Origin of the sequence: Micromonospora parva, from assembly GCF_040649675.1 — a bacterium.
Taxonomy (GTDB): domain Bacteria; phylum Actinomycetota; class Actinomycetes; order Mycobacteriales; family Micromonosporaceae; genus Micromonospora; species Micromonospora parva.
In genome coordinates, this window is sequence record NZ_JBEZFX010000007.1 from 268169 (window position 1) to 280320 (window position 12152).

The 12152-nt window shown below is 72.3% G+C and carries 10 protein-coding genes; 8 read left to right on the forward strand and 2 right to left on the reverse strand.

The features are described from left to right. Positions 1-2: 2 nt before the first annotated feature. Positions 3-1439, reverse strand: coding sequence for a gamma-aminobutyraldehyde dehydrogenase (locus AB0C03_RS19535; RefSeq protein WP_357638201.1), 1437 nt, complete (start codon positions 1437-1439; stop codon positions 3-5). 142 nt (positions 1440-1581) lie between these two features. On the opposite strand from AB0C03_RS19535, the gene AB0C03_RS19540 reads away from it, so the two are divergent. After that, on the forward strand, positions 1582-3021 hold the full coding sequence (locus AB0C03_RS19540; protein WP_357638203.1) for an aldehyde dehydrogenase family protein: 1440 nt from the start codon (positions 1582-1584) through the stop codon (positions 3019-3021). Between the two features lie 19 nt (positions 3022-3040). Here AB0C03_RS19540 and AB0C03_RS19545 read toward each other — a convergent pair whose 3' ends face one another. Beyond that, a complete protein-coding gene (locus AB0C03_RS19545; RefSeq protein WP_357638205.1) occupies positions 3041-4282 on the reverse strand; it encodes an SUKH-3 domain-containing protein in 1242 nt (413 codons plus the stop codon). A 79-nt stretch (positions 4283-4361) separates the two neighbouring features. Here AB0C03_RS19545 and AB0C03_RS19550 point away from each other — a divergent pair, with 79 nt between their 5' ends. The 7 genes from AB0C03_RS19550 (at position 4362) to AB0C03_RS19580 (ending at position 12087) form a co-directional block, all read left to right on the forward strand. Next, positions 4362-4784, forward strand: a complete 423-nt coding sequence (locus AB0C03_RS19550) for a YbaB/EbfC family nucleoid-associated protein (protein ID WP_210863236.1) — start codon at positions 4362-4364, stop codon at positions 4782-4784. Then, the gene (locus AB0C03_RS19555; RefSeq protein WP_210863234.1) at positions 4781-5113 is read left to right on the forward strand and encodes a hypothetical protein; all 333 of its coding nucleotides are present in this window, start codon (positions 4781-4783) and stop codon (positions 5111-5113) included. Before AB0C03_RS19550 ends, AB0C03_RS19555 begins: the two co-directional genes overlap by 4 nt. Positions 5114-5129: 16 nt before the next feature. Next, positions 5130-9173, forward strand: a complete 4044-nt coding sequence (locus AB0C03_RS19560; RefSeq protein WP_357638208.1) for a toxin glutamine deamidase domain-containing protein — start codon at positions 5130-5132, stop codon at positions 9171-9173. Next, complete coding sequence (locus AB0C03_RS19565) at positions 9142-9432, forward strand: hypothetical protein (protein ID WP_210865075.1); 291 nt, start codon at positions 9142-9144, stop codon at positions 9430-9432. Before AB0C03_RS19560 ends, AB0C03_RS19565 begins: the two co-directional genes overlap by 32 nt. A gap of 288 nt (positions 9433-9720) precedes the next feature. Then, a complete protein-coding gene (locus AB0C03_RS19570) occupies positions 9721-9969 on the forward strand; it encodes a hypothetical protein (protein WP_156057518.1) in 249 nt (82 codons plus the stop codon). A gap of 116 nt (positions 9970-10085) precedes the next feature. Further along, entirely contained in the window at positions 10086-10790 is a 705-nt protein-coding gene (gene nfi / locus AB0C03_RS19575) for a deoxyribonuclease V (RefSeq protein ID WP_357638210.1), read from the forward strand. Positions 10791-11031: 241 nt separating this feature from the next. Continuing rightward, entirely contained in the window at positions 11032-12087 is a 1056-nt protein-coding gene (locus tag AB0C03_RS19580; protein ID WP_245233618.1) for a hypothetical protein, read from the forward strand. Positions 12088-12152: the final 65 nt, after the last annotated feature.

The window sequence follows — 12152 nt, forward strand, 5'->3', positions numbered from 1 at the left end:
GTTCAGCCCTCGATGTTGTGCATGACGTGCTTGATCCGGGTGTAGTCCTCCAGGCTGTAGACCGACAGGTCCTTGCCGTGCCCGGAGTGCTTGAAGCCACCGTGCGGCATCTCCGAGACGAACGGGATGTGCGTGTTCACCCAGACGCAGCCGAAGTCGAGCCGTCGGGTCATCCGCATGGCCCGGCCGTGGTCCTTGGTCCAGACCGAGGCGGACAGGCCGTAGTCGACGCCGTTGGCCCAGCGCACCGCCTCGTCCTCGTCGGTGAAGCGCTGCACGGTGATGACCGGACCGAACACCTCGTCCTGGATGATCTCGTCGGCCTGCCGCAGCCCGGAGACCACGGTCGGCGCGTAGAAGTAGCCGCGCTCGCCGTGGCGGGACCCACCGGTCTGGATCGCCGCGTGGTCCGGCAGCCGGTCCACGAAACCGCTGACCCGGGCGAGCTGGTTGGCGTTGTTCAGCGGGCCGTAGAGCACGTCGGCGTCGTCCGGCCCGCCGGTCTTCGTGGCGCGGGCCTGCTCGGCGAGCGCCGCCACGAAGTCGTCGTGGACGCCCGGCCCGGCCAGCACGCGGGTGGCCGCCGTGCAGTCCTGCCCGGCGTTGAAGTAGCCACCCAACGCGATGGCCTCGGCCGCCGCCGCCACGTCCGCATCGTCGAAGACGACCACCGGGGCCTTGCCGCCCAGCTCCAGGTGGGTCCGCTTCAGGTCGGGGGCCGCCGCGGCGGCGACCTCCATGCCCGCGCGGGTCGAGCCGGTGATCGACACCAGCTGCGGGGTCGGGTGCGACACGAGGGTACGACCGGTGTCCCGGTCGCCGCAGACCACGTTGAACACCCCCGGCGGGAAGAACTCGGCGGCGATCTCGGCGAGCAGCAGCGTCGACACCGGGGTGGTGTCCGACGGCTTGAGCACCACGGTGTTGCCGGCGGCGAGCGCCGGGGCGATCTTCCAGACCGCCATCATCAGCGGGTAGTTCCACGGCGTGACCTGCGCGCAGACGCCGATCGGCTCCCGTCGCACGTACGAGGTGTGCCCGGCCAGGTACTCCCCGGCCGAGCGACCCTCCAGCATCCGGGCGGCACCGGCGAAGAACCGGAACTGGTCCACCGCCGGGGGAAGCTCCTCCTCGGCGGTGAGCTGCCGGGGCTTGCCGGTGTTGCGCACCTCGGCGTCGACAAGTTCGGCGGCGCGCGCCTCCACGGCGTCGGCGAGCTTGAGCAGCGCCCGCTGCCGTTCGGCGGGGGTGACCTCCCGCCAGCTCTCGAAGGCGGTGGCGGCGGCGTTCATCGCCGCGTCCACGTCGGCAGCCCCGGAGACCGGGGCCTGGGCGAACACCTCACCCGTGCAGGGGTCGACCAGATCGGCGTAGCCGCCGTCGGCCGGGTCGACGTAGGAGCCGTTGACGAAGTTGCGCAGCTGCTGCTGGTCACTCATGAGGGTTCACTCCGAGGGGGCCGGGGGCGCGGTTCTGCGGCGGTTATCGCAATCTCTCTGCCATCTTCGCTACCGAATTCGCGGCAGACAAGGGTTATCGCGACTGTTTCCGTCGGCTGATCGCTCGGCTACGCTGCTCGGCGTGGAGCCCGCACCCTTCTTCGTCGCCTCCCGACCCGCCACCGGCGAGGGTGAGCTGACCGTCCACCACCCGTACGACGGCCGCCCGGTGGGGCGTACCACATTCGCCACGCCCGACCAGGTCGCCGCCGCCGTCGCCGCCGCGGCCGGGGTGGCCGCGCACGCCGCGGCCCTGCCCGCGCACGCCCGCGCGGCGGCCCTCGACCACGTGTCCCGGCGGCTCACCGAACGCGCCGCCGAGATCGCCGCACTGATCACCGCGGAGAACGGCAAGCCGCTCAAGTGGGCCCGCGCCGAGGTCGGTCGGGCCGTGTCGACCTTCCGGTGGGCAGCCGAGGAGGCCCGACGCTTCTCCGGGGAGCTGCAACGACTCGACACCGACCCGGCTGCCGGCGGGCGGATCGCGCTGGTCCGGCGGGTGCCGAGAGGCCCCGTGCTGGGCATCACGCCGTTCAACTTCCCGCTCAACCTCGTCGCCCACAAGGTGGCGCCGGCCATCGCCGTCGGCGCGCCGATCATCGTCAAGCCCGCGCCCGCGACGCCCCTGACCGCGCTGCTGCTCGGCGAGCTGCTGGCCGAGACCGACCTGCCGGCCGGGATGTTCTCGGTGCTGCCGCTGCCCAACGACCGGGCCGCCGAACTGGTCACCGAACCCCGGCTGCCGGTCGTGTCGTTCACCGGTTCCGGTCCGGTCGGCGCGGCCATCCGCCGCGCCGCGCCGCAGAAACACGTGACGCTGGAGTTGGGCGGCAACGCCGCAGCGGTGCTGTGTGCGGACTGGACCTCCGACGAGGACCTGGACTACGCCGCGCAGCGCATCGCGACGTTCGCCAACTACCAGGCCGGCCAGTCGTGCATCGCCGTGCAGCGGGTGTACGTGCACCACGCCCGCTACGCCGACTTCCTGCCCCGGCTGGTGGCCGCCGTGCGCGGGCTGCGCACCGGCGACCCCGCCTCCGAGCTGACCGACGTCGGGCCGATGGTGTCCGAGGACGCGGCCCGCCGGGTCGAGACGTGGGTCGCCGAGGCCGTCGCCGCCGGCGGCACCGTCGAGGTGGGCGGCCTGCGCGCAGGTGCCACCTACCCCCCGACCGTCCTCACCGGCGTCCCGGCGGACACCAAGGTCGTGGCCGAGGAGGTGTTCGGGCCGGTGCTGGTGGTCGCCCCGGTCACCGACGACCAGGCCGCGTTCGCCGCGGTCAACGATTCGGCGTACGGCTTGCAGGCCGGCGTCTTCACGCGGCGGCTGGACGTGGCCTTCGCCGCCGCCCGCGCGCTGGAGGTGGGCGGGGTGATCGTCGGCGACGTGCCGTCGTACCGCGCCGACCAGATGCCGTACGGCGGGGTGAAGGGCAGCGGCGTCGGCCGGGAAGGGCTGCGCAGCGCGATGGACGACTACACCGAGCCCCGGGTGATGGTGCTGACCGGCCTCGCGCTCTAGGAGGCGGCCCCGCGCCGAGCTAGTCGGCCTGCCAGGTGCCGTCGTCGCTCACTCGGGCGGGGGCGCGGCCGAGCAGCAGGGTGGTCAGCGCGGCGTCGACGGTGTCGCCGAGGAACCACTCGCCGGCCTGGTCGAGCGCGAACACCCGGCCGCGCTCGTCCACCGCCAGGATGCTGTCCTGCTGCTCGGTGCCGATCGGGAAGAGGCGCACGCCGAGCACCGCGCCGAAGTCCGCGAGGGTGTCGGCGGTGTGCGCGATGGCGTGCGGACGGATGTCGAAACGCGAGATCCACACCTGCTCGCCCCGGCCGCGCCGCGCCCCGACCAGGCTGGGGAACGCGGTGAGCGCCTCCACGGCGGCGGGAAAGACCTCGTGCCGATGGTCTCGCCCCGGCACCGACGTGACGTCCCGTACGGCGGCAGCGGCCATGATCTGGTCACCGATGTGTGGTCGCCACCCGGCCGCGACCAGCGCGTTGGCGACCACCGGGGGAAAGCGCCCAGGGTCGGGATCCGGCGCCTCCGGCGCGGTCCAGGTCTCGGTGAAGGCGCGCGCCGCCTCCGGCAGGACGTTCGCCCGGACCAGGAAGGCGACGCACGAGTCGCAGGGCCGCTCGGCCGGCCCACCAGCGGGATCACCCGGCTCACGGATCCGGAAGACCTCGAAGCGGGCGTTCCCCAGGAGCGCCGCCGCCTCGGCCCTCCCCATCGGAGCGATGCCCTCGGCGGCGCGGCGGTGGTCGTACTCGTGCAGGACGTCGGAGACCACGATCAGCTCGGCGTGAGCCTCCCCGCCGCGCACCAGCTCGCCGGGGGGCAGCTGGGCCAGATAGTCGCGGACCAGCGGGTGGTGGTTGAGTGGCACCTCGGCCCTCGTGCCCTGGGCCGTCCAGATCCGTCCGTCGATGGTCAGGTGCGCGGCGGTGTTCGGGGTGACGCCCCGGCTTATCTCCCGCAGCAGCACCGTCGACGGGTCGACGGTGCGGGGCGCTGTCGGCCCGTCGGGCTGGCTACGCCGGTACATCTCCGCCACCACGGTGCTCGGCACCCGGGGCCAGGTGGTTACAGTGCCGGTCTGCTTGTCGATGACCGTCGTCGGCAGGTCGCCCGGCACCGTGCGCACCTCGCCGGGCACGACGGACGTGATGACGTAACCCAGGTCGAACTCGTCGACCATCGCGCTGCACTCGTGGCCGAGCCGCTGCGAGTCGCGGCGGGCCCAGGTGGCCGCGAGCTGCTCGGCCTGTTGACGGTCGATCACGCATTGAAACTACCGGACTACACGGATCGATGGCAGCCGGTATCGTTTCGCTCTACCGACGGTGACGGGAGGGGCGGCGGTGGACGCACAGGCGGACCGGGACGTCAATCGCGAGCTACGGGCCCGATTCGACGACATCTATGGGCAGTACCAGCAGCTCAGGTCCGGTTTGGACACCCTTCAGGCGCGGCTCGAAGCGCTGCGGGTGACGCGGCGGTCGGCCGACGGGCAGGTGACGGCGACCGTCGGCGCGCAGGGCCAGTTGATCGAGGTCGAGCTGACCACCGCCATCTACCGGGACCGGGACGCCCTGGCGCTCGGCCGAAAAATCACCGAAACGATCCGGGCCGCCGCGACCGCCGCCGCCGACGCCACCAGCGACCTCGTCGCCGAGAGCATGCCGGCCGGCTCCGGGGCCATCGACTTCCTCAGGACCGGCGACTACGCCGCGCTGCTCGGTCGGGCCGACGCCGTGCTCCGCAAGGGTGAGGCGACGGCATGACCGACGGGCAGCTCTGGCTCGATCCGTCCCGGGCCCGCCGGGGCGGTGCCGACCTGGCGCTCGCCGGCGAGGCGGTGACGGCCCGTCGTGCGGCGGAAGGGGGCGCCATCGAGGCTGCCAGCGGTGCCCGGCCGTGGGGGCGCGACGACATCGGCGCCGCCTTCGAGCGCAACTACCGCGGGTTCGAACAGACCGTGCTGCGCGCCTGGGCGGGCGTCGGGCACCGGCTCACCGAGCTGGGCGGCGATGTGGTCCAGTCCGTCGACGCGAGCGTGCAGACCGACGCCGCCAACGCCACCCGCCTCGGTCGGGCCGCCGACCGGCGCTGACAACCGGCGATCTGAGATGAGCGTGCTGCCGAGCCCCATCCCGCACCCACTGGACCACGCTCCGTGGGACGTGCCCGGCTGGATCTACGAGGCCCTCGACTGGGTGGTCGGCGTGCAGTGGCCGGAGGGCAACGAGCGGGCCGTGTGGGACGTCGCCGACCAGTGGTACGCAATCGCCTCCGTGCTCGCCGGGCCGCACGCCGACGCCGCCACGGCCGCCGCCGAGGTGCACAGCGGATACGGCGGTGTCGGAGCCGTCGGCGCGGCGTTCGAGGCGGCCTGGCGCAGGCTCGCCGAGGACACCGACGCGCCGCTGCCCGTACTGCTCGCCGTCACGGCCGACCTGGGCCGACTGGTCGAGGAGTGCGGGTGCGACATCGAGGGCGCCAAGCTGGAAGTCTGGATCGAGCTGGGCATCCTGGTCATCGAGCTGCTCACCGTGGCGGTGGCGGCGGTGCTGACCGCCGGCGCCGCAACCCCGGCCGCCGGCGCGGCGATCACCGCCACCCGGCTGCTGGTTCACCAGATCTTCAAGCGGCTGATGGGCCAACTGGCCAGCAAATCCCTCAAACACGGGCTCAAGGAGGCCGGCGAACGGGCCGCCAAGGAGGTCGCCCGAGGGGGCGCACGCGGGTTCGCCAAGCGGGCCGCCCGCGAAGGGCTGGAGGAGGCCACCGAGGAGGCCGGGGTCACCCTGGCCACCCAGGCGTACCAGAACTCCACCGGCCGGGCCCACGGCCTGGACCTGACCGATCTCGGTGCCTCGGCGGTCGGTGGGCTCGCCGGCGGGGCGGTGGCCCCGCTGGCCGGCCTGGGCCGGCACGCGACCGGGCGGGCGGCGCGAGTCGGGGAGCACCTGGGGCGGGAGATGACCGGCGAGGTGCTCGCCGAGGGGACGGCGAGCCTGGCCACCGGTCAGGGCCTGACCTCGATGGAGGACGTGGCGCGCGCCGCCGCGTCCGGGGCCACCGGTTCGGCGACCGGCCAGACCGACCACGCGCTACGCGCCCGGCTCGACGCCCAGGCGAATGCCCTGGCGGGAGCCTCGCTCGCTGGTCCATCCCTCCCGTCGGCGCTGCCCGATGCGGAGGATGTGGCCTCTGCGGGGGCGTCCTCAGTGGGGGCTGCGTCTGCGGCGGCGGAGGTCCCGTCGGCGGTGATGCCGTCGGCGGTGGGGGCTGCTGAGGCCGCGGCGGTCCCGTCTGCGGTGGGGGCTGCTGAGGCGACGGCGGTGCCGTCTGCGGTGGGGGCCGCGTCCTCGGTGGCTGCCGATGGTGTGGCTTCGGATGGTCTGGTTACGGCCGGGGTCGTACCCGTGCAGGCCACGGAGACCGTCGACGTGTCGTCGCCGGACCAGCCGGCTGCGCCGACGTCCCCTGGCGCCGAGCAGTCGTCGGCGTCACCCGTCACGCCCGACGGCCAGACGTCGGCACCGGTCCCGGTCGGTGTGGTGTCCGAGATGGACTCGTCGGCACTGTCGACCGAGGCGGCGCCGTCCACTGCCGCGCCGGTCGAGGAGAGAGTGGGCCTACCGCACCCGGCCACGGCCGACCCCACGCTCTCGGCCGCGCCGGTTGCCGTCCCTGTCGAATCGAACAGTGGCCCGGCTGCCACCGGTGGATCCCCGCCGCACCCCGGCAACTCGCCGCACGTCACTCCCTCAGGGCCGACCGCCTGGTCTCCGACGACCGGCCCTTCCGCGCCGACGCTCACTCCCGGCCTCGCGACGCCGGTCACCTACGGCGTCCCGAGCACCGCCAACCCGTCGCCGCCGGTCGCCCCCACCCCGGCGGTGGTGGGTCGATCCGTCGTGCCGCCGCGTGCACCGACGCGGGAGACACCGGCACCGGTGCGCGCACCCGAGCACCCGGCCCGGGGAAGGGCGTCGGTCCCCGTCGACGTGGCCGCGTTCGGTGCCCCGTCGGTGCAGGATCCCGACCCCGACGACTCGTACGCGGCGCAGTGGGCCGCCGCTGCGGAAGCCGCCGAGCGGCGGCGCTACCAGGAGCATTACGAGTCACTGCGCATCGAGTTCGAGACCAACCGCCGGCAGACCGAAGCCGCCCGCCTGCGTACGCGCGCCGTGGAGCACGATCGTCGCACCGTCGAGTACGCCACCTACGCCCGACAACTGCACCAGGCCGGCAACCGGCTCTGGGCCGACGGCTGGCAGCGCGCCGCGAACGAGGAGGCCCGCGCGTACTCCGAATGGCGTGACCTGGCCGACGCGGTGCTGGCCGGCAGCGCCGCCCCGTCGGTGGTGGACATCAGCGCCACCTTCGAGTACGCCAACCGGGACGTGGGCGCGCTGGCGCTCGGCGCGGTGGAGACCGCCGGCCCGTCCAGGCTCACCGGCGACGACGATCCGCCGCCGATCGACGACTCCCGCCCGTACGGGCAGCCCGGAGGGCTGCGTCCACCGCTCGCCCTGCACCAGGTCGACGTGGAACGGCAGATGCCCCGCGAACCGGACGGCACCGTCATCCGCACCGCCGACCCCCGGCAGGGCGGCTGGTTCCGGCTCCTCAACGACGGCGGTCCCGCCGCCGACGCCACCCGGGGCATCAACTGCCTGGACTGCACCCTGTCGCTCTTCGAGACCTGGGTGCACGGGCGACCCCGCGTCTCGGCACCGCGCACCTTCGACGGCTACCTCGACGGCGACATCAGGCGTCCCATCCGTGGCGAGGCAGGCGGCCCCGGCCGGGTCGAAGACGTGACCGGCGGGCGCTTCCAACAACTCGTCGCCCCGACGTCCGGCCAACCAACGGACGCAGCGCAGGCGCGGCAGGCCGTCGACCGGGGCTACCGCAACCTGCACGACCAACTGCTGCTGGGCGGCCACGGCAGCTACTCGTTCCTGGTCACCGAGTGGGCACACGGTGGTTCGCACGCCTGGGTGGCGCTCAACCAGAACGGCACGATTCTCTACGTGGACCCGCAGAACGGCGCGGTCCGGGACCGGCCGCTCTACCCGGACGTGGTCGGCATCGACGCGCTGGTGCTGAGCGGGGACGGCCGACCGATGCCGCTCGGCGGCCTGCCCCGGGGCCGGTTCAGCGAACGGCCCGACCTGCCGGATCACCCATCGACGTACGACGACGGCGGGCACGGTGACCCGTACATCAACCGGATGTACCTGCTCCTCGACGGTCCTGGCTCGTCTGGTGCAGATTTCGACAGGGCAGAGCCACGTGGCGCTGATCGACCAACGCCAAACCTTGCCCAGCTCACTAGCCCTGAACTGGCTGTGCTGACGGAACTCCGGGAGCGGGCTTTGAGCGCTGCGGACCGGGTCGAGAATGCTTTGGCTCAGATCGGGCAGTACGTGACCGGCGCGCTCGACCTGAGCGACCCAGTCCGCCTACGAGAGCGCCAGTTTCGCGTCAAAGGGCTGGAATCGCTGGCTCGGAAGTACCTCGACGAGGCTCGCGTTGCCACGATCGACGTAACGGACTTCGCGGCAAGCGTCAATGACGTCCTGAGGTTCTGCCTCGAACTGCCGTCTGGCATGGACTACAGCAACGCCGTCGAACTGGTCCTTGCCGGCCTGACCGAGGCCGGCTTCTCGGTGCCAACTTCAGCCTGCAAGAACTTCTGGCGGCAGGGAAACCGTTTCTACGGATTGAACTGCACGCTCCGATCGCCGGACGGGATGCTGATCGAGTTGCAACTGCACACTCCGGTGTCGCGGGAAGCGTGGCTGGCTACCCATGATGAGTACGAAATTCTGCGGCGTCCGTCGAACAGCCCCGAACGACGAGTCGACGCGCTTCTGCGGATGCTCGGTGCGAACCGGGCACGCGGCCTGCCGGATGAGTTGCCGGACGGACTCGATCTCCGTTTTCCGGCCAAGGATGCCACCTTCGCCAAGTGGGTCAGCCAGAACATCGACGTCTGGCGCGAATACCGCGCCTGGTTGGCTCGCCAGGGGGCAAGTCTCGAGCAGGTAGTGCAAGGGCTGGGTTTAGGGTCGCGTGACTTCCCCATAGCGCCGCAGGTCGCTGAAGAGTTGGAGCAGGAGATTGTTGAGCTACTACGTGATCTACCGTACCGATGAGCAGAGCGAGCCGGCGGGCCTCTTCGTCATGGATGTGGGTGTAGGGCAGGCGGTCCTCTGGGATCATCGGGCCCGAGCGTGGGCCTACGATCCTGGCCTTGTGGTCCGTTTCCTCGATGACTATCGGAATGCGGACCGTTACAACAACGTGAGCCGCGCTGACGCTGAGGCGGTGGTCGAAGCAGTTACCGGGGGCGAGAAGTTGCCTGACGAAGGCTCGATCCGCGCCATGTTCCAGGGCGGCCACGGTGATCGCTGAGGTGGTGAATCCACGCTGGGCCGAGGTCTGGTGCCCGCCTCCGACTCCCTCTGCTATCAATCGACGCTGAAGATCGTAGAGAATCACGACGGCGGTGCCAGGATATGGCGGCTGTCTATCGACTCTGGGGTTGGCACGAGAAAGCGCGTCACGAGACGCCGCAGGAGCAGGCGCTCACTCGCGGAATCCGGCCGCGGACGTTCGTCGTGTTCGAGGAGTGCCGACGAGGGTCGCCCTGTCGTGAACGGCTATCGGTAGGGCCCTGGCGGCGCCGAATAAGATCGACGCATGGCGAAATCTGGCACGAAGGGCATCAGGTCGACTGTCTGGGCCTGGCCGGTCGGCATCCTGGTCGGCCTGGCTATCGGCATTCCGGTGTTCGGGGCGAAGGGTGGCGTCGCCTTCGGTGTCGCCACCGGCATCGTTGTCGCGCTCGGCCTGGGTTTGATCAGGGGTCGGGCCGACGGTGACAGTGCCCGGGGCGGCCCGCACGGCAGGGCTGCCGGAGGTGGCGGCGATGCGTCGGGTCGAGGGTGATCGACTCCGTTTTCTTGAAATCGGGGCATCCGGGTCCGGGGGATAGCCCGACTTTCGTGATGTCGAGTGGATCATGGCGGGCCGCGCGCGCAGCGGGCATGCCGCAGGCAGCGGGTATGCCGCAGCCAGCTCGCACGGCGCGCGTGGGGGCAGTGGCGCCGGGCAGTGTTGCCGAGGCGGTGGCCGTACAGGAGGAGTTGCGGCCGCTGGTGGACCTGGTCGGGCCGGGGCCGAGCGCGCCCGCGACGGTGGCCGGCCTGGACGTCGCGTACGCCGAGGGTGGTGACCTGCTGGCGGCGGCCGTGACGGTCCTGGACGCCCGGACCCTGGCGGTGGTGGACTCCGCTGTCGGCGTGGGGCGACCCGCGTTCGACTACGTTCCGGGGTTGTTCGCGTTCCGTGAGGTGCCCGCGTTGCTCGGTGCGCTCGACCGCCTGACCACCATTCCGGACCTACTGGTCTGCGACGGGCACGGGCTGGCCCATCCGCGCCGGTTCGGGCTCGCGTGCCACCTCGGGGTGGTCACCGGGTTGCCCGCGATCGGGGTGGGCAAGACACCGCTGGTCGGGACGTGGGATCCGCCGTCCGCCGAGCGGGGTTCCTGGTCGTCGTTGCGGGACGGTGGTGACGTCGTCGGTCGGGTGCTGCGGACCCGGGACGGGGTGAAGCCGGTCTTCGTCAGCGTCGGGCATCGGATGAGCCTGGAGAACGCGACAGCGCAGGTGCTGGCGTTGACCCCGCGCTACCGCCTGCCGGAGACCACCCGCACCGCCGACCGACTGTGCCGCGACGCCCTCGCCGAGGCGGAGCGAGCCCGCTGACGCCGGGAGCAGCCCGGCCCGTCGGGGCGGAGCGGGCCGGCTGACGCGGAGGCAGACCACCGGGCCGGAGCAGGCCGGCTGACGCCCAGACCGTCGGGCTGATCGGCTGGTCAGCGGGGTTGGCGGGCGGGTGCTAAACCGTAACGCCGCACACATCCGGGCCGCTCTATGACCGATGGGGTGGGCCGGCCGGTAGTAGCCTGACCTGCGGACCCCACCCGGGGAGGACGGCGAGGTGATCATGACAGTGCGTCGACGCGCGGCACGGCTGGCGACGGTCTGCGGTCTGGCAGGCGGCCTGGTGCTGCTCGGTGCGTCGCCGGCGCTGGCCGACGAGGACTCGGTCCGGGTGGGCGCGGCCAGCAGTTTCGCCGCTGGTGGTTCCGCACAGGGGGTGAACGTCGCGGTGCGCAAGCGCACCGACGGGTGCGTCCTGCTGCGTACCGCGCTGGGCTTCACCATGGAGGGTCTTCAGCCGAACCAGGTGAAGGTCCAGGTCAACGCGGGCGGGCGCTGGTTCCCGGTGGCCGTCAGCGGAGGCGGCGGCAACGTGTCGACCGCGCAGACGTCACCAGCGAAGCCGACGCTGTGCAAGGGCAAGGGCATCACGGTGCGCTACCGGGTGGCGTTCGCTGCGGGTACGCCGGGCGGCCGGCTCGTGGTCACTGGTGCGGGCATCAGCGCGGCCGGCCAGACGTTGGGTCACGCCACCGACGCGGCGCGGCTGACCGGCGCGCGGGTCACCCCGTCGCCGACTCCGTCGCGGTCGACGAAGCCGACGCCCACCCCGAGCCCGTCCGAGGTCGCGACCGTCGACGAGGCGGTGAACCCGGCGGTGTTGTCCAGCGCGCCGAACACCAGGGCGACCGCCGCCGAATCGTCCGGAGGAGGTTCACCAGTGATGTTCATCGGCATTGTGTTGGTGGCAGTCGGACTACTGCTCATCGTGCTGCTGATCCGTCGCTCGCGGCAGGACCGCAAGCCGTCCGACGACGGGCCGGGCATCCTGCCGGGCAACCCCGGCGGCACCACCTACCGCGCCGGGGGTGGGTTGCCGGCCGCGCCCGGTCGCCCCGGTCAGGTGTACGGCCAGCAGCCGCCGGCCGCCGGTTGGGGTGCGGTGCCCGCACCGCGTCCCGCTACCGGCGGCGTCTACGGTGCCCGGCCGGAGACCCCTGCCGCGCCCCCGGAGGCGACGCAGCCGATGCCGGGCCGGCCCGACGGTCGGCCGTTGCCCGGTGACCCGCCCACCGACGGCGGGGGCCACACCGTGTTCATACCCCGGCTCCCCGGCTGAGCGGAGTACGACCCGCCCCCTCCGTTAGGCTCAGGATCGGTGTCTAACCTGCGGCCAAGGAGTGG

Bases quoted from the DNA above. Each gene is read 5' to 3' on its own strand.
- AB0C03_RS19555 (WP_210863234.1), top strand. From the start codon at position 4,781: ATGACCGACGGGCAGCTCTGGCTCGATCCGTCCCGGGCCCGCCGGGGC.
- AB0C03_RS19570 (WP_156057518.1), top strand. From the start codon at position 9,721: ATGGCGAAATCTGGCACGAAGGGCATCAGGTCGACTGTCTGGGCCTGG.
- AB0C03_RS19535 (WP_357638201.1), bottom strand. From the start codon at position 1,439: ATGAGTGACCAGCAGCAGCTGCGCAACTTCGTCAACGGCTCCTACGTC.
- nfi (WP_357638210.1), top strand. From the start codon at position 10,086: ATGCCGCAGCCAGCTCGCACGGCGCGCGTGGGGGCAGTGGCGCCGGGC.
- AB0C03_RS19580 (WP_245233618.1), top strand. From the start codon at position 11,032: ATGACAGTGCGTCGACGCGCGGCACGGCTGGCGACGGTCTGCGGTCTG.
- AB0C03_RS19560 (WP_357638208.1), top strand. From the start codon at position 5,130: ATGAGCGTGCTGCCGAGCCCCATCCCGCACCCACTGGACCACGCTCCG.